At 43.3% G+C, this 24,158-nt stretch carries 22 protein-coding genes and 1 riboswitch; of the genes, 21 read left to right on the top strand and 1 reads right to left on the bottom strand.

The window, feature by feature from the left end; translation table 11 throughout:
• Window positions 1-28: 28 nt before the first annotated feature.
• The 10 genes from WKT00_RS05895 (at window position 29) to WKT00_RS05850 (ending at window position 12,369) form a co-directional block, all read left to right on the top strand.
• Window positions 29-1,861, top strand: coding sequence for an NAD(P)-binding protein (locus tag WKT00_RS05895; protein WP_340261847.1), 1,833 nt, complete (start codon window positions 29-31; stop codon window positions 1,859-1,861).
• On the top strand, window positions 1,855-3,585 hold the full coding sequence (locus WKT00_RS05890) for a [FeFe] hydrogenase, group A (RefSeq protein ID WP_101694893.1): 1,731 nt from the start codon (window positions 1,855-1,857) through the stop codon (window positions 3,583-3,585). Before WKT00_RS05895 ends, WKT00_RS05890 begins: the two co-directional genes overlap by 7 nt.
• 304 nt (window positions 3,586-3,889) lie before the next feature.
• Entirely contained in the window at window positions 3,890-6,505 is a 2,616-nt protein-coding gene (gene adhE, locus WKT00_RS05885; RefSeq protein ID WP_101694892.1) for a bifunctional acetaldehyde-CoA/alcohol dehydrogenase, read from the top strand.
• 238 nt (window positions 6,506-6,743) lie between these two features.
• Window positions 6,744-7,499, top strand: coding sequence for a phosphotransferase (locus WKT00_RS05880; protein WP_340261838.1), 756 nt, complete (start codon window positions 6,744-6,746; stop codon window positions 7,497-7,499).
• A gap of 226 nt (window positions 7,500-7,725) precedes the next feature.
• Window positions 7,726-8,307 carry a hypothetical protein gene (locus tag WKT00_RS05875; protein WP_340261834.1) on the top strand — a complete coding sequence of 194 codons (582 nt, stop codon included), beginning with the start codon at window positions 7,726-7,728 and terminating at the stop codon, window positions 8,305-8,307.
• Window positions 8,297-9,136: a Cof-type HAD-IIB family hydrolase gene (locus tag WKT00_RS05870; RefSeq protein ID WP_101694889.1), complete on the top strand. Its 840-nt coding sequence runs from the start codon at window positions 8,297-8,299 to the stop codon at window positions 9,134-9,136. Before WKT00_RS05875 ends, WKT00_RS05870 begins: the two co-directional genes overlap by 11 nt.
• Window positions 9,137-9,150: 14 nt before the next feature.
• Window positions 9,151-9,978 carry an undecaprenyl-diphosphate phosphatase gene (locus tag WKT00_RS05865; protein ID WP_340261829.1) on the top strand — a complete coding sequence of 276 codons (828 nt, stop codon included), beginning with the start codon at window positions 9,151-9,153 and terminating at the stop codon, window positions 9,976-9,978.
• Window positions 9,979-10,149: 171 nt separating this feature from the next.
• The gene (locus tag WKT00_RS05860) at window positions 10,150-10,914 is read left to right on the top strand and encodes a basic amino acid ABC transporter substrate-binding protein (protein WP_340261826.1); all 765 of its coding nucleotides are present in this window, start codon (window positions 10,150-10,152) and stop codon (window positions 10,912-10,914) included.
• Between the two features lie 26 nt (window positions 10,915-10,940).
• Window positions 10,941-11,633: an amino acid ABC transporter permease gene (locus WKT00_RS05855; RefSeq protein WP_340261823.1), complete on the top strand. Its 693-nt coding sequence runs from the start codon at window positions 10,941-10,943 to the stop codon at window positions 11,631-11,633.
• Entirely contained in the window at window positions 11,623-12,369 is a 747-nt protein-coding gene (locus tag WKT00_RS05850; RefSeq protein WP_101694885.1) for an amino acid ABC transporter ATP-binding protein, read from the top strand. The genes WKT00_RS05855 and WKT00_RS05850 overlap by 11 nt, the downstream gene beginning before the upstream one ends.
• A 97-nt stretch (window positions 12,370-12,466) precedes the next feature.
• Here WKT00_RS05850 and WKT00_RS05845 read toward each other — a convergent pair whose 3' ends face one another.
• Window positions 12,467-13,075, bottom strand: a complete 609-nt coding sequence (locus tag WKT00_RS05845; protein WP_159459851.1) for a zinc ribbon domain-containing protein — start codon at window positions 13,073-13,075, stop codon at window positions 12,467-12,469.
• 170 nt (window positions 13,076-13,245) lie between these two features.
• On the opposite strand from WKT00_RS05845, the gene WKT00_RS05840 reads away from it, so the two are divergent.
• From WKT00_RS05840 to WKT00_RS05790, 11 genes are all read left to right on the top strand, one after another.
• On the top strand, window positions 13,246-14,205 hold the full coding sequence (locus WKT00_RS05840; RefSeq protein WP_340261813.1) for a lectin-like protein: 960 nt from the start codon (window positions 13,246-13,248) through the stop codon (window positions 14,203-14,205).
• Window positions 14,206-14,238: 33 nt separating this feature from the next.
• Window positions 14,239-15,021: a zinc-ribbon domain-containing protein gene (locus WKT00_RS05835; RefSeq protein ID WP_340261809.1), complete on the top strand. Its 783-nt coding sequence runs from the start codon at window positions 14,239-14,241 to the stop codon at window positions 15,019-15,021.
• Between the two features lie 33 nt (window positions 15,022-15,054).
• The gene (locus WKT00_RS05830; RefSeq protein WP_340261805.1) at window positions 15,055-15,726 is read left to right on the top strand and encodes a zinc ribbon domain-containing protein; all 672 of its coding nucleotides are present in this window, start codon (window positions 15,055-15,057) and stop codon (window positions 15,724-15,726) included.
• Window positions 15,727-15,747: 21 nt separating this feature from the next.
• Entirely contained in the window at window positions 15,748-16,332 is a 585-nt protein-coding gene (locus WKT00_RS05825) for a YARHG domain-containing protein (RefSeq protein WP_340261802.1), read from the top strand.
• Between the two features lie 13 nt (window positions 16,333-16,345).
• Window positions 16,346-17,539 carry a zinc ribbon domain-containing protein gene (locus WKT00_RS05820; RefSeq protein WP_101694880.1) on the top strand — a complete coding sequence of 398 codons (1,194 nt, stop codon included), beginning with the start codon at window positions 16,346-16,348 and terminating at the stop codon, window positions 17,537-17,539.
• 151 nt (window positions 17,540-17,690) lie between these two features.
• Window positions 17,691-17,868: riboswitch (cobalamin riboswitch) on the top strand.
• An 82-nt stretch (window positions 17,869-17,950) separates the two neighbouring features.
• On the top strand, window positions 17,951-18,868 hold the full coding sequence (locus WKT00_RS05815) for a CobW family GTP-binding protein (protein WP_340261791.1): 918 nt from the start codon (window positions 17,951-17,953) through the stop codon (window positions 18,866-18,868).
• 29 nt (window positions 18,869-18,897) lie between these two features.
• A complete protein-coding gene (locus WKT00_RS05810) occupies window positions 18,898-19,767 on the top strand; it encodes a uroporphyrinogen decarboxylase family protein (RefSeq protein WP_340261787.1) in 870 nt (289 codons plus the stop codon).
• A gap of 45 nt (window positions 19,768-19,812) precedes the next feature.
• Window positions 19,813-20,883: a uroporphyrinogen decarboxylase family protein gene (locus tag WKT00_RS05805; protein ID WP_101694877.1), complete on the top strand. Its 1,071-nt coding sequence runs from the start codon at window positions 19,813-19,815 to the stop codon at window positions 20,881-20,883.
• Window positions 20,884-20,927: 44 nt separating this feature from the next.
• Window positions 20,928-21,581: a corrinoid protein gene (locus tag WKT00_RS05800; RefSeq protein WP_101694876.1), complete on the top strand. Its 654-nt coding sequence runs from the start codon at window positions 20,928-20,930 to the stop codon at window positions 21,579-21,581.
• Between the two features lie 9 nt (window positions 21,582-21,590).
• Window positions 21,591-22,607 (top strand): methylcobamide:CoM methyltransferase MtbA, encoded by a 1,017-nt coding sequence (locus WKT00_RS05795; RefSeq protein WP_340261782.1) that lies wholly within the window; start codon window positions 21,591-21,593, stop codon window positions 22,605-22,607.
• Window positions 22,608-22,610: 3 nt separating this feature from the next.
• The gene (locus tag WKT00_RS05790) at window positions 22,611-24,146 is read left to right on the top strand and encodes an ASKHA domain-containing protein (protein WP_340261779.1); all 1,536 of its coding nucleotides are present in this window, start codon (window positions 22,611-22,613) and stop codon (window positions 24,144-24,146) included.
• Window positions 24,147-24,158 lie beyond the last annotated feature (12 nt).

Raw genomic sequence — 24,158 nt, 5'->3', positions numbered from 1 at the left:
ATTCATACAAAAGAAAGGAATGTAGCTGATGAGCAGGTTAGAGATAGCTTCACCAAAGAGAGCGAAGATCGTGATGGAAGGGCTCTATAAGGATTTGGAGCGAAGAATTGAATCGAGTCCGCCGGGGCTGTGTCCGGTAGATATGGCCCGGGCATTTTTGGAATTATGTCACGCGCAGACATGTGGGAAATGTGTGCCGTGTCGGATTGGACTGGGACAGCTGAATCATTTTATCAAAGACGTACTGGACGGAAAGGCGACGATGGAAACGTTGGATGTGATGGAGCAGACGGCTCTTTCCATTATGGAGTCTGCAGACTGTGCGATCGGGTATGAAGCGGCTAATATGGTTTATAAAGGATTGATCGGATATCGGGACGATTATATTGAGCATATTCAGAACGGACGCTGTACCTGTACGTACAATCAGCCGGTACCATGTGTATCCTTGTGTCCGGCACATGTAGATATTCCGGGGTATATTGCACTGGTAGGAGAAGGTAGATATGCAGATGCAATCAGGCTGATCCGCAAGGACAATCCATTCCCGACAACCTGTGGCTTTATCTGTGAGCATCCATGTGAGGCCAGATGCCGTAGAAATATGGTAGATGATTCTATTAATATCCGGGGACTGAAACGGATGGCGGCTGATTACGCAGGGGAAGTAGATCCGCCGGCATGTGCACCGTCTACCGGCAAGAAGGTAGCGGTACTTGGAGGTGGACCGGGAGGTTTAAGCGCTGCGTATTATCTCCAGCTGATGGGGCATCAGGCAACGGTTTATGAGATGCTTCCGAAGCTTGGTGGTATGCTGCGTTATGGAATTCCGAACTACCGTCTGCCGAAGGAGCGGTTAGAGGAAGACATCAATGCGATCTTAAAGACTGGTGTGGAAGTGAAGTACGGTCTGAAAATTGGTCAGGATATCACGATGCAGGAACTTCGGGAACAGTACGATGCGGTTCTGATTACCATTGGAGCAAGCACGGATAAGAAGCTTGGCTTAGAGGGTGAGGATGCGGACGGTGTGTTGTCTGCGGTAGAGTTTTTGCGGAACGTAGGAAAGAATCAGATCATGGATTTGACCGGAAAAGAAGTGGCGGTCATTGGTGGCGGAAATGTTTCCATGGACGCGGTTCGCACAGCGAAACGTCTTGGCGCTAAGAAGGTAAGTATCGTTTATAGAAGAAGAGTTGCCGATATGACGGCGCTTCCTGGAGAGATTGAAGGTGCGGTGGCAGAAGGTATTGAGCTTCAGACGCTGAAGGCTCCGGCTGCGCTTGATGTGGATGAGAATCATCATATCCGCGGAATTTATGTGACACCGCAGATGATTAGTTCAATCAAGGATGGACGTGCCAGCATTAAACCGACCGGAGAGGAAAATATTTATATTCCGTGCGATGTATTAGTTGTGGCTATTGGACAGAATATTGAAACCCGTCATTTTGAAGAGGCAGGAATTCCGGTTGCCAGAGGTAAGATTGTAACAGAAAAAAGTGGAACATTCGAGAATATGCCGGGCGTCTTTGCGGGCGGTGATTGTGCCAGCGGACCGGCGTCGGTAATCAGTGCCATTGCGGCGGCAAAGGTGGTTGCGGCGAACATTGATGAATATCTGGGTTATCGCCACGAGATTTCCTGTGATGTGGAAATTCCGAAAGCACATCTGGATGACAGAACTCCGTGCGGTCGGGTTAACCTGACGGAACGAGAGGCATGTGAGAGAGTCTGTGACTTTGAAGGCGTAGAAAACTGTATGACAGAGAAGGAAGCAAAACAAGAGGCATCCAGATGCCTGCGTTGTGATCATTTCGGATATGGAATATTCAAAGGAGGCAGAGAGACATTATGGTAAATCTTACAATTGACGGGCAGGCAATCTCCGTAAAAGAAAATACTACCATTATGGAGGCTGCCGCACAGTATGGAATTCATATTCCGAAGCTGTGTTATCTGAAAGGAATCAATGAGATTGCAGCCTGCCGTGTATGTGTGGTAGAGCTGGAAGGAAAGAATCGGCTGATTACATCCTGCAATAATATGGCGGAAGAAGGAATGGTGATTTATACCAACAGCCCGAAGGTGCGCAGACATCGGAAGGCAAATGTGCAGATGATACTCTCCCAGCATGACTGCGAGTGTGTTACCTGTTACCGGAGTGGAAATTGTTCCCTTCAGAAGATCGCCAACGATCTGAATATTCTGGAGATCCCATACAAGGCAGAGATTGAAAGACAGCCCTGGAATAAGAATTTCCCGCTGATCAGAGATTCTTCTAAATGTATTAAATGTATGCGCTGTATCCAAGTCTGTGACAAGGTACAGAGTTTAAGCATTTGGGATCTGGAAGGAACAGGTTCCAGAACGACCGTAAATGTAGCGGGGCATAAGACGATTGAGGAGGCAGACTGTTCTCTGTGCGGACAGTGTATTACACATTGTCCGGTGGGAGCACTCGGTGCAAGAGACGATACAGAGAAAGTGTGGAATGCCATTGAAGATGAAGAGAAAATTGTTGTTGCACAGGTGGCGCCGGCAGTGCGGGCAGCCTGGGGAGAGAGCTTAGGACTTGCCAAGGAAGAAGCAACCGTTGGAAAAATCTTAGATGCACTTAAGAAAATGGGTGTAGATTACGTGTTTGACACTACGTTTTCAGCAGATTTAACGATTATGGAAGAGGCAAGTGAATTTATAGAGAGGTTCACATCAGGAGAGTTGAAGGAACGGCCGATGTTCACGTCTTGTTGTCCGGGCTGGATCCGGTTTGCGAAGTCGCAGTTCCCGCATTTGGTGAAATACCTGTCTTCGGCAAAATCTCCGCAGCAAATGTTCGGTGCGGTGATGAAGACCTATTTTGCAGAGAAGCTTGACGTATCACCGGAGAAGATTTATACTGTATCCGTTATGCCATGTGTTGCCAAAAAGGGCGAAAGTGAGATGGAATTGTTCTATCAGGAATATGCAGGACGGGATATCGATACGGTGATTACAACCAGAGAGCTGACGCAGATGATTCGTGCAGCCCACATCAATCCGGCAACGCTTCAGGATATAGAGAGCGATCGGCCTATGCAGGATGGATCTGGAGCGGGTGTGATCTTTGGAGCAACGGGAGGCGTTATGGAAGCTGCGCTTCGGACGGCATACTATCTCCTGAAAGGAGAGAATCCAGATGCAGATGCATTTAAGGTGGTAAGAAGTCCTGGGTTCCAGGAGAATCATGGTGTGATGGAAGCGGAGTTTAAGATCGATGATATCCGGGTGAGAACTGCAGTAGTCAGCGGACTTGGAAATACCAGAGCTCTTCTTGAAAAGATCGAAAGAGGAGAAGTCCAGTATGATTTCGTAGAAGTAATGGCATGTCCGGGCGGTTGTGTCGGTGGCGGAGGACAGCCGATTCACGACGGAGAGGAGCTGGCATTTGAGCGAGGCAAGAATCTGTATGATCTGGATCAGAAGTCAGAAATTCGGTTCTCCCATGAGAATCAGGATATTGCACGGATGTATGAAGAGTATTTCGAGAAGCCGATGTCACACAAGGCACATATGCTGCTGCATACAGAGCATAAGGTAAGATAAGAAATAAAATACATAAAGAGATAGAACGCAGACATCAAGGCAGGCATCAGGGAGGAAGATCTATCGGGAGAAAATCTCAGGCATGGCGTCTGGGATTTTCTTTTTGAATTACGAGCCTGCTGGCGGTGAAAGCTGGAAGTGTAGTGGGCATATAAAGTGAAAAAAGATCCTTTCTGTAAGCTTGTTAAAAAAATATCAAAAAAGATATTGACAAATAATTAACAATGCATTATACTTTCAAACATAGTTAAGAAAATAACAAATAGCAATTGACATGGCAATCATTACAGGGAGGATTTATAATATGGCAAAGAAAAAGGAAATGGTTCCAGAGATTATTGATAGTGTAGAAGCATTGGAAGCAAAGATGAAAGCAATGCGTGAAGCGCAGAAAATCTTTGCAACTTATACTCAGGAACAGGTAGACAAAATCTTTTATGAAGCTGCAATGGCAGCAAACAAAATGCGTATTCCACTTGCAAAACAGGCAGTTGAAGAAACTGGCCGTGGAGTTGTGGAAGATAAGGTAATCAAAAATCATTACGCAGCAGAATACATTTACAATGCATATAAAAATACAAAAACTTGCGGTGTGATTGAAGAAGACAGCGCTTACGGAATTAAGAAGATTGCAGAGCCAATTGGATTGGTAGCAGCAGTTATTCCTACTACAAACCCGACATCTACAGCAATCTTTAAAACATTGATCTGTCTGAAGACGAGAAATGCAATTATCATCAGCCCACATCCGGCTGCAAAAGCATGTACAATCGCAGCTGCAAAGGTAGTCTTGGATGCGGCAGTAAAGGCAGGAGCACCAGAAGGTATCATCGGATGGATTGACGTTCCTTCTCTGGAACTTACCAATACTGTTATGAGAGATGCAGACATCATTTTGGCAACAGGCGGACCTGGAATGGTAAAAGCTGCTTACTCTTCCGGAAAACCGGCACTTGGCGTTGGAGCTGGAAATACACCAGTTATCATTGATGATACAGCAGATGTTAAGATGGCAGTTAACTCTATTATTCATTCTAAGACATTTGATAATGGTATGATTTGTGCATCTGAACAGTCTGTAACCGTTCTGGAAAGCGTTTATGAAGAAGTGAAGAAAGAATTCGCATATCGCGGATGCTACTTCTTAAAGAAAGGCGAAGAACTGGATAAAGTTCGTAAGACCATCATTATCAATGGTGCATTAAATAACAAGATTCCTGGAAAATCTGCATACGAGATTGCAAAACTGGCTGGAGTAGAGGTTCCGGAAAATACAAAGATTCTGATTGGTGAAGTAGAGTCTGTAGATATTTCTGAAGAATTTGCACATGAGAAGCTGTCTCCGGTACTTGCAATGTATAAAGCAAAGACATTTGATGAGGCACTTGCAAAGGCAGAACAGCTGGTAGCAGACGGAGGATATGGACATACCGCAGCGCTCTATGTACATCCTGCACAGAAAGAAAAGATTGAAAAACATGCAGCAGCAATGAAGACCTGTCGTATTCTGATCAACACACCATCTTCTCAGGGTGGTATCGGTGATCTTTACAACTTCAAGCTCGCTCCATCTTTGACACTTGGATGTGGTTCCTGGGGTGGAAACTCTGTATCTGAGAACGTAGGTGTAAAACACTTAATCAACATTAAGACGGTGGCTGAGAGGAGAGAAAACATGCTGTGGTTTAGAACACCTGAGAAAGTATACTTTAAGAAAGGCTGTATGCCGGTAGCTCTTGATGAACTGGGAACAGTGATGAATAAGAAAAAAGCATTCATCGTAACAGATTCCTTCTTATATAAAAATGGTTACGTAGCGCCAATTGAAGAAAAATTAGATGAGCTTGGAATTCAGCATACCTGCTTCTACGAGGTTGCTCCAGACCCGACATTACAGTGTGCACAGAAAGGTACAGATCAGATGAGAGCATTTGAGCCAGATACCATTATTGCACTTGGTGGTGGATCTGCAATGGATGCTGCAAAGATTATGTGGGTAATGTATGAACATCCAGAAGCAAACTTTGAAGATATGGCTATGGATTTCATGGATATCCGTAAGAGAGTATATACATTCCCGAAAATGGGTGAGAAAGCGTACTTCGTAGCAATTCCTACTTCTTCTGGTACAGGATCTGAAGTGACACCATTTGCGATCATTACAGATGCAGAGACAGGAGTAAAATGGCCAATCGCTGACTACGAACTGCTTCCAAACATGGCAATTGTAGATGTTGACAATATGATGACACAGCCAAAAGGACTGACCAGTGCATCTGGTATCGACGTAATGACACATGCAATCGAAGCATATGTATCTATTATGGCAACGGATTACACAGACGGTCTGGCTATGAAGGCGGTAAAAGCAGTATTTGAGTATCTGCCATCTGCTTACGAGAACGGAGCAAACGATCCAATCGCAAGAGAGAAAATGGCAAATGCATCTTGTATGGCTGGTATGGCATTTGCGAATGCATTCCTGGGATTGAACCACTCTATGGCTCACAAACTTGGAGCGTTCCACCATCTGCCACATGGAGTTGCAAATGCAGTTCTTTTGACAGACGTTATGAGATACAATGCGGCAGAAGTTCCGACTAAGATGGGAACATTCTCTCAGTATCAGTATCCACATGCACTGGCAAGATATGCAGAGCTTGGACGTTTTGCAGGATGCCAGGGCAAGACAGATGAAGAAGTGTTCGAGAACTTCCTTGCAAAACTGGAAGATTTGAAAGAGAAGATCGGTATTAAGAAATCCATCAAAGAGTATGGTATTGACGAGCAGTACTTCTTAGATACATTGGATGATATGGTTGAGCAGGCCTTCAACGATCAGTGTACAGGCGCTAACCCAAGATATCCATTGATGAAAGAAATGAAAGAAATTTATTTGAAATGTTACTATGGTAAATAAGAAATGTTAATCGGGGACGGAGGTTTTTTGAAAAAACCTCCGTCCCCGATTGCGTTTTACCCTGTCCCTTTTGAAATCCCTGTTCTTCTGGCTGCAAATTGTTAATAAAACAACAAGAAAACAGACAATAAAAAATAAGTTAAAAAAATGTCAAAAAACCATTCGCAAACAAATGAAATAGGTGTATAATTCGACCATGAAAAAGAGGAACGGAAACATTTTCAAGGAGGTAGCGCATATGAAACTGGAAAAAAGCAATCTGATTGTAACGCGGTCTTATAAAGAGGTGTATCAGTGTGAGGATAGTATCGTGAAGGTATTTGCAAAATCACATCCGAAGTCAGCAGTGTTCAATGAGGCACTGAATACTGTTCGGGTAGAAGAGACTGGTTTGGCAATTCCTAAGCTGAAAGAAGTAACCCAGATTGACGGAAAATGGGCGCTTGTGATTGAGCACAAGGATGGTAAGACGTTAGAAGAGATGATGAAGGTAGATCCGGCGAATATAGAGAAATATATGTCTGATTTTGTAGATATGCAGCTGGCGATTCAGGAAAAACAGGCTCCGATGCTGAATGACTTAAAGGAGAAACTGGCGCGCCAGATTAATAGCCTGACGGTGTTGGATGCAACTCAGAGATATGAACTTTGTACCCGGTTAGAGAGCATGCCGAAGCATACAAAGATCTGTCATGGAGACTACAATCCAAGTAATGTGATTGTTGGAAAGAACGGAAAGATGACAGTTGTGGATTGGGCGCATGTGACACAGGGAAATGCCAGTGCAGACGCTGCCATGACCTATCTTCTTTTTGCACTTAAGAGTCAGGAAAATGCAGATCTGTATTTGAATCTGTTCTGCAAGAAGAGTGATACGCCAAAGCAGTACGTACAGCAGTGGCTTCCAATTGTGGCAGCTGCACAGCTTGAGAAAGACAATGAGCTTGAGAAGGATTTCTTAATGAAGTGGATTGATGTTATGGATTACCAGTAAGGAAGATCGAGCTTGGAGATCTTGTTGCTAATTGGGAATCCCTGCAGATTATAATAGAAGTAGGAAGAGAGAATCGGGACGTATGCATGTAGCAGCATATGTCCCGGTTCTCTTTTGCAAATGAGATGGAGGAAATCCTGTAAATGAGATGGGGTAAATCCTGAATTGCTTTATAGTATGAAGTTTGATAGAATAAGAGCTAGAACGTGAAACGGGAGGGACACATATGAAAAAATATGAAGAAGAACACTATCGTTACGAGCGGATTCAAGATAAGATTTATCCATGGATTAAGAAAGAATTGATAGACCTTCATGCGTTGAATGGGAAGCATATTTCAGAAAATGACACGCCGGTAGTGTCATTTATTGGAGATTTAAAGATTATATTTGTTATAAAGCGTGAGGAAGATGTGTATGAAGTTTTAAAGGACAACATGCTTCCGCCGGAGTGTAATATTGAAGCGTTATATCAGAAGGCGTGTGAGAATCTGGTACAGGATGTAGAATTTGTAATTGCAAATACCTGGTATGGAGGATTTGGAATTCTCGCAGATGGACACAATGAGGCGAGTTCTCTGTGCTTTAAACATATCTGGCAGGTTTGCGCGGACAAATTGAAGGATGATATATTGATTATGGTGCCGGCAAAGGATACGGTGCTGTTTGCTCCGGCATCTAACGAAGATGCTGTGGAAAAAATGAAGGAACATGCGAGTGGCGCCTATGAGCAAAGTGCTGACCGAATTAGCATGAAGCAGTTTCTCTTTTCACAAGAGGGGAAGGAATTGACTGTTTATGAAGATTAAGACACGAATGATAGGATTTGATCTGGACGGAACGCTTCTTACGACGGAAAAAGAGTTGACGAAGCGTACCAAGGATGCGATGGAACGGGCAATTGCTCAGGGAATTGAACTTCTGCCTGCAACAGGAAGGACCCTGTGCGGTATCCCTAGAGAGGTACTTGAATTTCCGGGAATTCGATATGCCTTGACGGCAAACGGCGGAAGAATTGTGGAAGTAAAGACTGGAAAAACGATACTGGAGCGTCTAGTGATGCCGGATACGGCACGAAAAGTACTGACAATCCTGGAGAAATACGATACCATGTGTGAACTTTATTATGATGGCCAGGGATATGCTTTGGAGGAAAAATTAGCATCGATAGAGCAATATCTTCCGGAAGCTCCGATGGCACGCTATGTGAAAGCGACTCGTAAGGGGGTATCGGATTTATGGAAACTATTTGAGGAAGAAAATCGAGCAATGGATAAGCTGCAGGGCTTGTTTGTAAATTATGAAGATAAGCTGGATGCGATTGAAGAGCTAAGAGAAGTGCCGGGGATTGAAGTGACGGGTGCGCTTAACAATAATATTGAGGTAAATGCAGCAGGAGTCAACAAAGGAGCTGCGCTTGTAGAACTGGGAGCGAGTATGGGAATTGCCAGGGAAGAGATTATGGCATTTGGAGACGGAGCAAATGATATTCATCTGATGCGGGAAGTTGGAAGTGGCGTGGCGATGTCCAATGCTATTGAAGCGGTAAAAGAGGCGGCAGATTACATTGCAGGAAGCAATGACGAGGACGGCGTGGCAGAATTTCTCGAAACCTATGTGTTAGACAGAAAATCATAGAAAAGGAGACGAAGATGTTAGATATTTTAAAAGTAATTATTCTTGGAATTGTGGAAGGAATTACCGAATGGCTTCCAGTCAGCAGTACCGGTCATCTGATTTTGGTAGGAGACTTGTTAAAACCGAGTATGAGCGATGCTTTTATGGAGATGTTCAATGTGGTGATTCAGCTGGGTGCGATTATGGCGGTTGTGGTGATCTATTTCCATAAGCTGAATCCATTTTCGCCAAAAAAGACAGAAAAGCAAAAGCTTCTTACCTGGCAGATGTGGATTAAAGTGTTAATTGCATCGGTACCGGCAGGAATTGTTGGAGTCTTGTTTGATGATATTTTGGATAAATTGTTTTACAAGTCCGTTCCGATTGCGGTGATGCTGATCGTTTATGGCGTGTTGTTTATTGTAGTGGAAAACAGAAACAAACATACGAGACCATCTGTTACAAAGATTTCAGAATTATCGATTCAGATGCTGTTGATTATCGGCGTGTTCCAGATGCTGGCTCTGATTCCGGGAACTTCCAGATCCGGTGCGACGATTGTTGGAGCTCTTTTGATAGGAGTTTCCAGAGAAGTGGCGGCAGAGTTTACATTTTTCCTTGCTATTCCGGCGATGTTTGGGGCAAGCTTTTTAAAATTAATCAAATTTGGATTCCATTTTACCGGTGCTGAATTCGGACTTCTGATACTGGGATGCGTGGTATCCTTTAGCTTGTCCGTGATAGCAATCAAGTTCCTGATGGGATATATTAAAAAGCACGATTTCAAAGTCTTTGGTTATTACCGAATTGTGCTGGGGGGATTGATTTTAGTGACATCTCTGATTACGAAAGTGATTGCATAAAATAGATGATTTATGCATAAAAAGATGTTCGATGCATAAAAATACTGTTTAAAACGTGGGTTTTTGCAAAAATATGTAAAAACCCACTTGATTTTTTTGAAATACGTGGTAGTATATGTAATAGCTTTTGTATTTTTATGCAATGAAAATGAAAAATGGAGGAATAAAGTTATGAAAATGAAAAAATTAGTCAGTGTATTATTAGTAGCAGCATGCAGCGTATCTTTGGTCGCATGTGGAGGAAAGAAAGAAGAGAAAAAGGCAGAGGAAGATAAGGCACTTGTAATGGCAACGAATGCGGAGTTCCCTCCATATGAGTATTATGAAGGAGAAGAAGTTGTCGGTATTGATGTAGATATTGCAAAGGCAGTTGCTGAAGAGTTAGGAATGGAATTGAAGATTGAGGATATGGCATTCGATTCCGTTATCCCAGCAGTATCAAGTGGAAAAGCTGACATTGCGTTGGCAGGATTGACCGTGACTGACGAGCGAAAAGCGAACTTAAACTTTACAGATACTTATGCAAAGGCAACACAGGTAATCATCGTAAAAGAGGACAGTGCGATTGCAGGACCAGACGATCTGGAAGGTAAGAAGATCGGCGTTCAGCTCGGTACGACAGGAGACCTGTACGCAAGTGATATTAAAGATGCAGAGGTTGAGCAGTACAACAAGGGATTTGAAGCAGTTCAGGCAACTATGCAGGGTAAGATTGACGCAGTTATTATTGATAGTGAGCCGGCAAAAGAATTTGTTGAAGAAGCAGAAGGACTTAAGATTCTGGATGAAGCCTTTACAGAAGAAGAATATGCAATCGGTATTGCAAAAGATAATGACGAACTGCTTGAGAAAGTAAATAAGGCATTAAAAACTTTAAAAGAATCCGGAAAATTGGATGAGATTGTAGCAGAATACATCAAGGCTGACGCAGAGTAAGCCGGAGAGTGAATGGGGAAATAGGTATGTTGCAGACATTACAGGATAGGTTCGTTACGAATTTTATTGCAGATGATCGCTGGAAATATATCTTGGAAGGACTTGGAGTTACACTTAGAGTCACCTTCTTTGCGGTATTGATCGGTATTGTGATTGGATTTATGGTTGCGGTTGTACGCTCCACTTATGACAGAACAGGAAAGCTGAAAATCTTAAATCTTTTTTGCAAATTATATTTGACCGTGATCCGCGGTACACCAGTGGTTGTACAGCTGTTAATTATTTACTTTGTAATTTTCGGAAGTTCTGATATAAGCAAAACACTTGTGGCAGTGATGGCATTCGGTTTGAACTCCGGCGCGTACGTAGCCGAGATCTTCCGATCCGGAATCATGTCCATTGACAATGGACAGTTTGAGGCGGGACGAAGCCTTGGATTTAATTATGTGCAGACGATGATTCATATCATTATGCCTCAGGCCTTTAAGAATGTGCTTCCGGCACTTGGAAATGAGTTTATCGTATTGTTGAAAGAGACGTCAGTATCTGGCTATATTGCGCTTCAGGATCTGACAAAGGCAGGAGATATTATCCGAAGCCGTACTTATGATGCATTTATGCCGTTGATTGCCGTTGCGCTTATCTATCTTGCAATGGTACTGATATTTACCAAGCTGGTAAATATGCTGGAGAGGAGGTTAAGGAGCAGTGACCATTAATCGTGGAGAAACATTAATTAAAGTAGAAGACGTACATAAGATTTTCGGGGAACTGCATGCACTTAACGGAGTTTCTAACGAAATTAAAAAGGGCGAGGTTGTTGTGGTGGTAGGCCCGTCTGGTTCGGGGAAATCTACTTTCCTTCGTTCTTTAAATCTGCTGGAGGTTCCATCCAGAGGACATATTTATTTTGAAGGTGTAGATATTACCGACAAGAATGTAGACATTAATAAACACAGACAGAAGATGGGAATGGTATTCCAGCATTTTAATTTGTTCCCACATAAAACCATTCTTCAGAATATTACGCTTGCACCGATAAAGCTTCTTGGAAAGAGTAAAGAAGAAGCGGAAGCTTGTGGAATGAAGCTCTTGGAGCGCGTAGGTCTGGAAGCAAAGGCAAATGCGTATCCTTCTCAGCTGTCCGGTGGTCAGAAGCAGAGAATTGCAATCGTCCGTGCACTGGCAATGGAACCGGATGTGATGCTCTTTGATGAGCCGACATCTGCGTTGGATCCGGAGATGGTTGGAGAGGTTTTGGAGCTGATGAAACAGCTTGCAAAAGAAGGAATGACCATGGTGGTTGTGACACATGAGATGGGATTTGCAAAAGAAGTGGCGTCCAGAGTAATTTTTGTAGATGAAGGACAGATTAAGGAAGAGGGAACTCCGGAAGAGTTCTTTGAACATCCGAAGGATCCAAGACTTCAGGAATTTTTGTCCAAGATTTTATAAAGCTTCTTATATTAAAAACAAAAAATTATGATACAAATAAAAACTGCTGCAAGAGGCTGATATTCAGTCGCTTGCAGCAGCTTTTTGATTCGTTCTTTTAAAGTGATTTTTTTCGGAGAATATTTAATACGATAGCTCCGATAGATCCGCCAATCATCAAAATTGTTCCGATAATCAGGAATACGCGGCCTGGTCCGTAATTTACAAGAGAGCCGGCATCGTTCAAGCTGTTTACCTCGAGGCAGAGAAAGAATACCATAACTGCGGAACCAATGGTTGGTAATAGGTTCAATCTTGTAAAATTAAGAAGTGCCGTCGCGACAATCGTCACGATGAAGAAAATACCGTCTTCTGTATCAAAAAGGGAGACGCTTTGGCTGAATCCCAGGAAAGAAGCGGAAGCGAACGGAAGGAAAAGGGATATAAATGCAATAACACATCCAGCCCAAATGACAAAATTTCCGATATTAAATGTACGTTTCTTTTTGCCCAGTGGAACGGCAGCATTTGGAACGGCAGCGTTTGGAATAGCCGAATTAGGAATGGCTGTATTCGAATGGTTGGGATTCGAAGGGGCTGCATTCGCATAGGTTGTATTTGGCCTAACCGTCCTTGCTGACGAAGAATCGGATTCTAATTTTGCACCACAGGATGCACAGAATTTTGAGTTATCTTTTAGCTGGGCGCCACAATACTTACAAAACATAAACATCTCTCCTTTACCTTTAGTATATCTTGTCTTTGGTCCCCTCACATACACTTAGTTTAGCACAATATGTAGTATATGCATAGTTGAAAAAGGAAGAATTGTTTGATAAAATGTCTATATTAGACGAATGAGAGCAAAGTGTGTCGTACTTTGAAAGGAGGAAAAGCATGTATTGTTATAATTGTGGTACAGAACTGGAAGATGGAAGCCTGTTTTGCCCGTCTTGTGGCGCGAAGCAGACAGAAGATGGTCCGGGAAATTTCGCGTCAAACACGGCCGCTTCAGACGGTTTTACTTCAGACAGTTTTACTTCAGATAATTTCGCTTCAGACAATTTTGCATCAAATTATGTTGCTCCGAATGCAGAAGATCCTGACGATTTTGCTCCGAATGATTTTGATTGGGACGATGGAAATGGTTCGTCAGGAAAGGGAAAGAAAGGGCTGATTATTGGAATTCTGGCTGTCGTGATCGTTGGAGTTGGGGTTGGAGTCGGCGGATATTTTCTTTATAAAAATATTTCATCGTCGAAAAGCAATACTACGGCATCAAAGGAGAAAGATAAGGAGAACGAGAAGAAAAAGTCCGACAAAAAGAAAGAGGAACAAAAAAAGGCTGACGCAAAGGATGAAAAAGATGCTGATAAGCAGGATGGCTTGAAAGATTCCGTAGAAGGGACTCCGCCGAAGAAGGAAGAAAGTGACGTAAAAAAAGAGAAGGAAGCGCCGGCAGCTCCTGTCTATGAATATCAGGTGATTGCGCAGCGAATGACGTGGTCGGAGGCGTATACATATTGTCAGTCTCAGGGCGGACAGCTTGCGACGCCGTCAACACAGGAAGAGTATAATCAGATCGTTCAGAAAGCAAATGAGTCTGGACTGAAGGTGCTTTGGCTGGGGGCACAGCGAACACCAGACGGATCTGGATTTATGTGGATTTCAGGAGATGAATTTTCTTATGCCCAGTGGGGAGTGGGAGAGCCTAACAATGATCAGGGTAATGAACCAAGAATGGGAATGATGTATGTGAATGGCAGCTGGAATCTCTATGATATGCCGGATGATGTAAGTCAGTATTACAGTTCTAATATTGTAGGATTTGTAATGGAAAAAGAAGTAGTGCAGTAACAAAAATGCTACAGTAACAGGAGGAAAGAAAAGATGGCATTATTTGATAAAATGAAAGATTCTATCTCGGTTGCGAGTCAGGGGGTATCCCAGAAAGCGAAAACTGCAACAGAGAGTATGAAACTTAGCAATCAAATTAAGGCGAATGAGCGAATGATTGAGAAGTTGACCCATCAGGTGGGCGTACAGTGCGTGAAGAACCATGTGAATGAGACGAATACGGAGTATGCAGAGCTGTTTTCTGAGATTCTCAGACTTCGGGAAGAAAATGCAAGTATTCAGATGACACTGCAGACGCTTGCGGTTGGAAATGTATGTCCGCAATGCGGATTCAGTAATAATCAGAATGCGAAATTCTGTATCAGCTGCGGAAATCCTCTGAATGCGGTGCGGCAGGCAGCGCCTGCTGGAAAGAAATGTGCAGCCTGCGGTGCATGGTGTACAGACGATGCGATGTTCTGTACGGAATGTGGACAACGCTTTGGAGTGGCGGAGCCGGAAGCGCCGGTTGTCCGGGCAGCTCAGACTGAGCCGGAAGCGCCGACACAGCCAGTGTGGACTCCGCCTGTAGAAGAGATGAAAGCACCGGTGGAAGAAGCCGTGTCATATGAATCAGTGCAGGTAGAAGCACCGGCAAATACACCGGCGGCAGCGCAGGAAGAAGCGACAGTAAATGTGGCAGAAGAAAAACAGGAAGAGATGCCGGTTAATGATGGCGCACAAACTCTCGCAGCAGGAAAACGCTGCCCGAGCTGCGGAGCTGTTGTGGAAGAAGATTCTTTGTTCTGTACAGAGTGTGGAACGCGTTTGGGATAATCGAGCAGAGGAACAAGAGAGGAGAGGATGGGAATGGCAAAGTTTTGTGCAAAGTGTGGAAGTGAATTAAAAGAAGGAAGCAAGTTCTGCGTGAAATGTGGAGCGCCGGTACAAGGAGCTCCTGTGCAGGGAATGCCTGGTCAGGGAGTACCAATGCAGGGAATGCCAGGACAGAACGCTCAGCCGGGAGGAATGCCTGGCGGATATCAGCCGGGAGCCGGAAGCGGAATGACTGCTGCAAAGAATGCATTTCCGTGGAAATTACTTGCGCTGATTGCAGTTCCGGTTGTGCTGATTATACTGATTTTAGTGTTAATCTTTGGAGGAAAAGGGTATGAAAAGCCGATTGAAAAGCTGGAAAAGGGTATGAATGAAGGAAATGTAGAGCTGGTACTGGAGGCATTTTCGCCAAGTATTGCATCCAGCGTATCTGCGTACTTTTCAGATGATATAAGCGATATGTTTCCGGACGTAGAGATTGATCTGGAAATCATCGGAAAAGAGAAACTGGCAAAAGGCGAGATGCAGGACATCCTGACTGAAGAATATGATGTGTCTTCCTCAGTGGCAAGACGGGTAAAAAAAGCTTATATTCTGGAAGTAGAGATGTCGTCTGAGGATGAGGATTTTGGAGAACCAGTCGTGGAGGAAATTCCGGTAGTGAAGCTGGATGGAGACTGGGTGATTCCGATTAGTTTCATGTAAAGAGCGAAAGAGGCGAATGGAATGAGTGAAAAAAGGGAAACGGCAAAGAGGCAGAAACAGCACCATACCGTGTCAGTTCCGATTCTGATAACAGGAATTCTGATTGCAGTATTTCTGGGAGGAAGCATTTTTCTGGGGGTTACGGGTTCCGGCATAGCAGGAAAAGCAAAGTCAAAAGTCTCCAAGAATGAAATCAGTAAGGCGCGGGCGGTGATGACGCAGGAACAAAAAGAAGAAAAAGTGTTGGTAAAGGGACTGGATGAAAAATATCAGTTTACACAGGACGGAGCATCTTCGGCGAAAAATGAGTTAAAAAAGGAGAACGCCGGAGCAGAATCTGGAGATTATGTTTTGCCAGACAGCGATACAAAGCTACTGACGGATGCGGATGTATCAGGATTGTCTGCTTATGATTTGTATTTGGCCAGAAATGAGATCTTTGCTAGACATGGACGTATGTTTGAAAATGAAGATTTAAAAGCGTATTTTGAAAGCAAAGACTGGTATAATGGAACCATATCACCGCAGGAGTTTGATGCAGATATTACATCCAGACTCAGTGATGTGGAGCAGGCTAATATCGAAATGATTAAAAAATACGAGTAGGGGGTGAAAGAGGATGTTTTGTCCTGAATGTGGAACAAGAAATGCAGATGGAGCAGGATTCTGTGAAAAGTGTGGTGCGAGATTGAACCAGCACGAAGAGGCGCCTCTTTCCAGACCTCAGAAAAAAGAAAAAAAGGCATGGGAAAAGAAAGATAAGATTCTGTTAGTAGAGCTGGCGGTACTTTTGGTGTCGATTGTAATCTTTTTTGTGGTTTACAATGTGCAGTACAGTGCAAAACATGTGGCAGAGCGTTACGTGGAAACGTTGCTGGAACAGAACTGGGGCGGATTCTATGACACGATACTGGTAGAGGAGTCCGGAGATTTTATGACAAAGGAAGCGTTTGTAACAGCGCAGTCTCTAGAGGAAAGAGAGAAAGCGGAAGATTTTGAAATTACGAATATTTCAAAGCGTTCCGGAGGATTTTCCAGCCAGAAAATCAGCGTGCGTTATAATGTTGGAAAATCCAAAGAAAAGATGGATTTGAAGTTGAAGAGAAAAGGGTTGAACTGGAAGGTAAAGGCGGAAGGCTTTGTAACCAAGAAGTATTCCATTGCTGTTCCGAAGGGGGCGAAAGTTCTGGTTGATAAGATCAACGTATCTGACACAGAAAAGCCGTCACATGAGATGGAAGGTATGGATGTCTATACGATTTCGCCGGTTTTTGGACCAACGCACTATGTGGAAGTCACAGGAAAAGAGATTGATCCGGTCAAGATGCTGGTTACATCGACTGAGGGTGAGCCGGTTCCGGTGGAAAGCGGCTACAATGAAAAGGTCTTGGAAAAAGTGACGGAGCAGGCGCTGGAAGACTGGCAGGAAATTATGAAGGGGGCTGTTACCAATCAGCGATTCAGCGATGTGAAGGTGTTTGAAGACATGGCTGATGAGGGCAAGGAAGATGCTCTTGAGGAGTTTGAACATGCCAGAGATTATAATTTTGATGGAGACGATACCGATATTGTACCGAATGAGTATACCTTATCCAATGGGGAGACAAGCTCTAAAGTAGTAGAAGGTGAAGAGCAGTCCGTGATTGAAGTCGAGATAAAAGGAGACTATTACTACTGTTATACCAACTATTACTGGGAGGACAGTGGTGAAGTTGAGAATGATGAAGGTCAGGCGTCCAGCAAGTTAAGATATATTAAGGATGGGGATGGATGGAAGTTGTATTCCATTGATCTGAGTCCATTCTATAATTAGAATTGAAGAAAAAGTTACAGAAAGTATCAATAGAGTTAGGAGCAGATCAGAAAGATTTGCTCCTTATCTTTTTGCTTATAGAAAATAACAATAGAAAAACTTTTTATATGGAAATTATCGATTGGATACATCGGGAATATATATGATATGATACTTGTGTATCATATATAGTGACGCGAAGGCGTTTAAAAGGGAATTCGGTGAAAATCCGAAACAGCCCACTCTACTGTAAGAAGGACGAGGATTTCAGATAGCCACTTTGTGAAAAGGGAAGGCGGAATCTAAGGAAGAGATCAAGTCAGGAAACCTGCTGTATATGAAATGGATTTTTTTTTGGTGGGAAAAAGACAGTGTATACACTGTCTTTTTTTGCACCTTTTTTATTGAATATAATATAAAGGAGAATAGGAAATGGAAGTACAGGTGGTATCGGGTTTTTTAGGAGCTGGGAAGACAACATTTTTGAATCACTATCTTCCAGCGCTTGCCGGGAAGACGGTGTTAATTGAAAATGAATTCGGTGAAGTGGGACTGGACGGCGAACTGATTCAGGAAGATATTCCAGTGCGAGAAATTTATGCGGGATGTATCTGCTGCAGTTTAGCAATTGATTTTAGACAGGGGATCAAAGAGATTGCAGAGAAGTTTTCTCCAGATCAGATCGTGATTGAGCCTTCCGGCGTGGGACGGCTTTCGGATATCGTGAAAGCATGCCAGAAGGCAAGAGAAAAGGAAGGTATTGATCTGACGATTACGAAGCTGATTGCCATGGTAGATGTGAAAAGTTTTGAAGAGTACAGAGAAGATTTTGGAGATTTTTACCTGGATCAGATTCAGCATGCGGGATTGATTCTGCCGACGAATATGGAAGGAGTGGAGGAAAAAGAATGGAATCGTCTTCTTGATGAAATTTGTGGGGAGAATCCGAAAGCGGTGATCTGTCGTGAGGACTATCGGACATTTGGAAGAAAAGAATTAAAAACACTGGTAGACGCGGCGGAGGATTATGAAGAAATGTCGGGCGGTCATCCAAAACCAGCGCTTCCGGCAGAGCGAGTCTTTTCCAGTGTTGCGGTAGAAGAAGTGTCGGAATTTTCAAGAGAGCAGTTTGATGCGGTATTGAATGCGTTTAAGTGCCAGGATGCAGGACAGGTTCTGCGGGCAAAGGGAATTTTAAGTGTGGCGGGACAAAGAATTCATTTTGAATATACGCCGTTCTCTTATGAAGAATGTCCGGCAGATGAAAGGAAGCATTTGAGTGAAAAAGCAGTTGTGATTGGCTGTGATTTGGATGAGGAGAAAGTCAGACAGTTGTTTGGGGTAGAATAAATCCATGTAAATGAAGGAGGGAGAAATCTATGAGAGAGATCAAAGATTTTAATTGTACCTATGATAATTCTGCGGGGATTAGTGGTGCGGTGACAGAAGGACTGGGACTTACATTTCCAGATGCGTATCTTCATGCGGATACGATGGCAAAATTGTCCAAAGCATTAAAGGAGTATGACGGCGCGGGGTTTTGTGAATTACCATTTTGTCATACGGTAGAGGCTGAGGCTTTGGGCGGCATTATTAATTATGGAAATGATAAGACGGGACCAAGAGCAAAAGAATATATCTATACAGATGTAGAAGAACTTCTGAATTTGCCGGAGATTGATTTTTCTACAGGCAGAATCCATGAGGTGTTGCTGGCGTGTAAAGAACTTCGGGAGATGGGGGAGCATGTGGTTTTGGAAGTGTCTGGTCCATTTACAATTTTAAATGTATTGATTGATGCAAGATATGTATTCAAAGGAATGAGAAAGAAACCAGAAGTAATGAAGCAGGTGTTTTGGAAGCTTGGAAATGAAGTTTTAAAATTCATGGAAGAAGCGAAAAAGTATGGTGTGGAGTTGATCAGTTATGCGGATTCTTCTGGTGGGGTGAATATCCTAGGGCCTAAGATGGCAGAGCAGGTTGTGGAAGCTTTTACTTATGAGTTTATGAAGAAAGTAGAGGGGATTGCAGACGACAAGACGATGATTCTTCTTTGCCCAAAGACAACGTTTTCTCTTTTGGGAACTGAGAAAGCGAAATTCGAAAATGTAGAGATTGGGGAATCTATGAGATATGGAGAAGCTTGTATTTCATTGCTTGGGAAAGTGAAGTTTGCAGGACAGATGTGTATTAAGAATATAGATTACCATATTGAAAATGGAAAATTCAAAGAAGTAGTCCTCCGGTAAAGGTGGTTCTATATAATAAACATTAAGAGAAAAGGAGAAAGTAAAATGTTTAGAGGAGATGAGATGACATCAAATGAACGTATGGATGCGTTCTATTCAGGAAAACCTTATGATCATTCTCCTATTATGCTGTTTATTGTGTCAAATGCAGGAAGATATGCGGGAATGACACATCGGGAAAAGAGAAGTTGTGCGAAAAATCAGGCGGAAGCACAGTTGAAAGCATATGAAAGATTGGGACAAGATGGATTGGTAGTAGAATATGGTCTCTTGGGAATTGGAAAAGCTTGTGGAAGCATTACTAATGATCCGGAAGATAGTGCTCCGGCAATTATAAAACATAGGCTAGACGATATCAGTCAGGTTTCCGAACTGGATTTGTCGATGGTTGAAAGAAAGAATGATGCGTGGAGTCAATTGAATTATGAAGCTGCATCCATATGCGTGGAAAAAGTAGGGAAAGAAGTAGGGGTTTTTGCTACTATTCCAGGTCCTATGACGGCAGCAGGGTCATTGATTCCGGTAGAAAAGCTTTTACGTGCAATGAGAAAACAACCAGAAGAAGCACATCGGTTATTGAGATTTTGTACTGACGCTGCGAAAATTGTAATCAAAGAGATTACTGCATCTGGATGTGGTCCGTTCTTGTCAGACCCTATTGCATCTGAGACTTTAATCAGTGCAGATACCTATCGGAAATTTGTTGCACCATACACAAAAGAGCTTATGGATTATGCGAAAAGTATTGGGCTTGGAATGGGTTACCATGTATGTGGAGAGGCAAATAGAATTTTGTGTGATATGGTAGATACAGGCTGTGGAACAATTAGTTTTGATACACAGGTAGATGTGGAAACAGCTAAAAAATTAGTTGGAAGCAGAGTCCCGATTCTTGGAAATATAGATGTTATAGATACTTTACTACATGGAACGGTAGCGCAGGTAGAGGCGGAAGTGAAAAATCAATTAAGAAAAGGATATGATTCTGAAAAAGGCTTTATTATCAGTGTAAGTTGTGACATACCAATTAGCACACCGCTTGAAAATATTGATATGATTATGGAAGCGGGAAGGAAATATGGGAAATACCCATTGAATCCTGAAAATTTCAGATAGAGAACACAAAACTAGAATAGAAAAATATTAGGAGGAATTTAAAAATGGCAGTATCAAAAGAGGAATTGTTAAAACGGTTATCTGATGGAGTATTAGAAATGGAGGAAGACGATGTAGTAGAAGCTGCGAAGGAATATTTGGAAGCAGGCTATCCGGCGTTTGATGGCATCATGGAAGGTCTGGTAGACGGAATGAACCGTGCCAGTGAACTGTATGAGGCGGAAGAATATTTTGTGACAGATGTGCTTCTTTGCTCTGATGCAATGTATGTGGGACTTGATGTTTTACGTCCACATCTTCCGGAAGTATCAAGTGATGCAAAAGTGAAAGGTGTGATTGGTGTTGTGGAAGGAGATACACACGACATCGGAAAGAATCTGGTAAAGATTATGATGGAAACTGCCGGATTTGAGATGATAGATCTTGGAAGAGATGTAGAACTTCAGAAATTCGTAGATGTGGCAAAGGAAGAAAAGGTTGACCTTGTATGCATGTCTACATTGATGACTACAACCATGGGCGGTATGGAGACGGTGATTCATCTTCTGGAAGAAGCAGGCATCCGCGATCAAGTGAAGGTTATGATTGGCGGAGGCCCGATTTCTCAGAAATTTGCAGATAAAATTGGAGCAGATGCTTATACAACCAATGCAGTAGAAGCTGTGAAATGTGCAAAGAAAATGTTAAATATTGCATAGGAGAGAAACATGCTGACACCAAAAGAAAGATTAAAAGCGATATTTGAGGGACAGGAAGTAGACCGTCCCGTATGCATTTGCCCCGGTGGTATGATGAATATGATTACCACAGATCTGATGGATCAGATTCAGGTGTTTCTGCCGGAAGCGCATCATGATGCGAGACAGATGGCCGAGCTTGCCAAGGCGGTGTATGAACAGAGATGCTTTGAAAACTATGGCGTTCCATTTTGTATGACTGTGGAAGCGGAGGAAATGGGCGCGAAAGTGGATATGGGGACAAAGGTTTATGAACCTCATGTCGTAGAATACGTGATGGATTCTGTCAGTGATTATGAGAAACTGACTCCGGTAGATGTAACCAAGGGAAGAGCCAGGGTAGTGACGGATGCCATTCGTATCCTGAAAGAAGAGACAAGCGGTGTGCCGATTGTGGGAAACTTAACGGGCCCTATGAGTACAGCCAGTTCTGTGATGGAGCCGGTTAATTTCTACAAAGAGCTCAGAAAGAAAAATAAGCAGGCCCATGATTATATGGACTTCATCACAGATCAGTTGATTGCATTCGGAAGAGCACAGATTGAAGCAGGGGCAGATATCATTGCGATCTCAGACCCAAGTGGGACGGGAGAAATTTTAGGACCAAAATTCTTTAAAGAATTTGCAGTGACTTATCTTAATAAATTATTAGATGGACTTAAGAGGGAGAATGTAGGAACGATTGTACACATCTGTGGTCAGATGCATTCTGTATATAAAGAAATCAATGAGGTTCACAGTGATGTGTTAAGTTTTGATTCTGTTGTGCCTATGAAAGAAGCCAGAGCGAATTTGAAAGACCGTGTACTTATGGGAAATGTAAGTACCTATGCTATCGAATTTGGGGATCCGGATCGTGTGAAAATGCTGACGACAAGCTGTAGAAGAGGCGGTTCTGATATTATTTCCCCGGCATGCGGACTGGGAATGAAGTCGCCGCTTACCAATGTGCAGGCGATTCTTGAATGTCTGACGGAAGGAGTATAGAAGATGGCAGAAGTGATCATTCACCAGACAGGACAAAGGATTGTCTGTGAAGACGGAGCAAATTTACTGGAGACACTTCTTGGCGCTGGTATATTTGTAGATAATCCGTGTAATGGCAAGGGGAAATGTGGAAAATGTAAAGTAAAAGTGGAGGGGGAAACACTTCTTTCCTGTCTCACGGAAGTGCATGGACGGATGGAAGTAGAAACCCTTCATAAAGAACGAAAACACAAAGTGCTGACGAAGGGGTATTTGCCGGAGTTTGAAAAAGATGCATATGATGGCGGTTACGGGATTGTAATTGATATCGGGACTACCACTGTAGTGACAGGCTTGATTGATCTTCAGACCGGAAAAGAGCTTGCCAATGCGTCTATGATAAATGCGCAGAAGCATTTTGGCTTAGATGTACTTACCAGAATTACTTATGAGTATGAGCATCCGGAGACCGGCATCCAGGAACTTCGGGAAGCAATCGTAAATTCCATTAATGGAATGCTGCGGGAAGTGTGTGATGAAGCGGGAGTTGCCAAAGAAGAGATCTGTGAGATTGATGTGGCGGCAAACTGTACGATGATGCATATGCTGCTGGGAGTGGACGCAAGGTCCATTGGACGATCTCCGTACAAGCCTGAATTCTTGGAAGCAAAGACGCTTAAGGCAAAGGAAATTGGTATTGAGGCAGGCGATGATACGGTGTTGTATTGTCTTCCGCAAGTATCGGCCTATATAGGAGCGGATATTGTAGCGGGAGCATATGTCTGTGAAATGCAAAAAGAGAAGGGAAATGTTCTCTTCATCGACATTGGAACCAATGGAGAGATCGTATTGGCAAGCGACGGCAGACTTATGTGCTGCTCGTGCGCAGCAGGACCAGCGCTTGAGGGGATGAATATCAGCGCGGGGATGCGTGCGGCAGAAGGCGCCATTGAAGATGTAAAAATTACAGAACATGGTGTGGAGGTTGTGACAATTGGAGATCAAAATCCGGTGGGAATCTGCGGAAGCGGTATTCTGGCAGTGGTGAAAGAACTTCTCCGCACAGGTCTTGTGAAAAAGAACGGAGCATTTATTAAGAAAGAAAAGCTAAAGGAAGAGGATTACCGTTATCCGATGATTCAGTTAAATGGAACGAAACGTGAGTTTATCCTGCATAAAGAGGCGAATCTTTTCGTGACGCAAGGCGATGTTCGTCAGGTACAGCTTGCCAAAGGTGCGATCCTTTCTGGATTTGTGGCGCTTTTAAATAAGGCGGGAATTTCGATGGATGATCTGGATAAGGTAATGATCGCAGGGCAGTTCGGCGCTCATCTTCCGGCGGATTCCTTGGTGGGAACCGGGATTTTACCGGAGGCGGTAAAGGATAAGCTTGTTTATGTAGGAAATTCTTCTAAAACAGGAGCTTATATGACACTGATGTCGAAAAAGGTGAAACGTGAAGTGGAAGAGTTGGCTGCGAAGATGGATTACATGGAACTGGCGGAAACAGACAATTATGAGCGGGTTTTTACGGAAAGTATGATTTTCCCTGCATTTTAAGCAAGAGGGGGT

Origin of the sequence: Dorea sp. ICN-14282, from assembly GCF_037890115.1 — a bacterium.
GTDB lineage: Bacteria > Bacillota > Clostridia > Lachnospirales > Lachnospiraceae > Dorea_B > Dorea_B phocaeensis.
This window is presented reverse-complemented; position numbering and strand designations above follow the sequence as displayed.

Excerpts from the sequence above, each read along its gene's own strand:
- WKT00_RS05895 (WP_340261847.1), top strand. The coding sequence starts at position 29 with ATGAGCAGGTTAGAGATAGCTTCACCAAAGAGAGCGAAGATCGTGATG.
- WKT00_RS05890 (WP_101694893.1), top strand. The coding sequence starts at position 1,855 with ATGGTAAATCTTACAATTGACGGGCAGGCAATCTCCGTAAAAGAAAAT.
- adhE (WP_101694892.1), top strand. The coding sequence starts at position 3,890 with ATGGCAAAGAAAAAGGAAATGGTTCCAGAGATTATTGATAGTGTAGAA.
- WKT00_RS05880 (WP_340261838.1), top strand. The coding sequence starts at position 6,744 with ATGAAACTGGAAAAAAGCAATCTGATTGTAACGCGGTCTTATAAAGAG.
- WKT00_RS05875 (WP_340261834.1), top strand. The coding sequence starts at position 7,726 with ATGAAAAAATATGAAGAAGAACACTATCGTTACGAGCGGATTCAAGAT.
- WKT00_RS05870 (WP_101694889.1), top strand. The coding sequence starts at position 8,297 with ATGAAGATTAAGACACGAATGATAGGATTTGATCTGGACGGAACGCTT.
- WKT00_RS05865 (WP_340261829.1), top strand. The coding sequence starts at position 9,151 with ATGTTAGATATTTTAAAAGTAATTATTCTTGGAATTGTGGAAGGAATT.
- WKT00_RS05860 (WP_340261826.1), top strand. The coding sequence starts at position 10,150 with ATGAAAATGAAAAAATTAGTCAGTGTATTATTAGTAGCAGCATGCAGC.
- WKT00_RS05855 (WP_340261823.1), top strand. The coding sequence starts at position 10,941 with ATGTTGCAGACATTACAGGATAGGTTCGTTACGAATTTTATTGCAGAT.
- WKT00_RS05845 (WP_159459851.1), bottom strand. The coding sequence starts at position 13,075 with ATGTTTTGTAAGTATTGTGGCGCCCAGCTAAAAGATAACTCAAAATTC.
- WKT00_RS05840 (WP_340261813.1), top strand. The coding sequence starts at position 13,246 with ATGTATTGTTATAATTGTGGTACAGAACTGGAAGATGGAAGCCTGTTT.
- WKT00_RS05835 (WP_340261809.1), top strand. The coding sequence starts at position 14,239 with ATGGCATTATTTGATAAAATGAAAGATTCTATCTCGGTTGCGAGTCAG.
- WKT00_RS05830 (WP_340261805.1), top strand. The coding sequence starts at position 15,055 with ATGGCAAAGTTTTGTGCAAAGTGTGGAAGTGAATTAAAAGAAGGAAGC.
- WKT00_RS05825 (WP_340261802.1), top strand. The coding sequence starts at position 15,748 with ATGAGTGAAAAAAGGGAAACGGCAAAGAGGCAGAAACAGCACCATACC.
- WKT00_RS05820 (WP_101694880.1), top strand. The coding sequence starts at position 16,346 with ATGTTTTGTCCTGAATGTGGAACAAGAAATGCAGATGGAGCAGGATTC.
- WKT00_RS05815 (WP_340261791.1), top strand. The coding sequence starts at position 17,951 with ATGGAAGTACAGGTGGTATCGGGTTTTTTAGGAGCTGGGAAGACAACA.
- WKT00_RS05810 (WP_340261787.1), top strand. The coding sequence starts at position 18,898 with ATGAGAGAGATCAAAGATTTTAATTGTACCTATGATAATTCTGCGGGG.
- WKT00_RS05805 (WP_101694877.1), top strand. The coding sequence starts at position 19,813 with ATGTTTAGAGGAGATGAGATGACATCAAATGAACGTATGGATGCGTTC.
- WKT00_RS05800 (WP_101694876.1), top strand. The coding sequence starts at position 20,928 with ATGGCAGTATCAAAAGAGGAATTGTTAAAACGGTTATCTGATGGAGTA.
- WKT00_RS05795 (WP_340261782.1), top strand. The coding sequence starts at position 21,591 with ATGCTGACACCAAAAGAAAGATTAAAAGCGATATTTGAGGGACAGGAA.
- WKT00_RS05790 (WP_340261779.1), top strand. The coding sequence starts at position 22,611 with ATGGCAGAAGTGATCATTCACCAGACAGGACAAAGGATTGTCTGTGAA.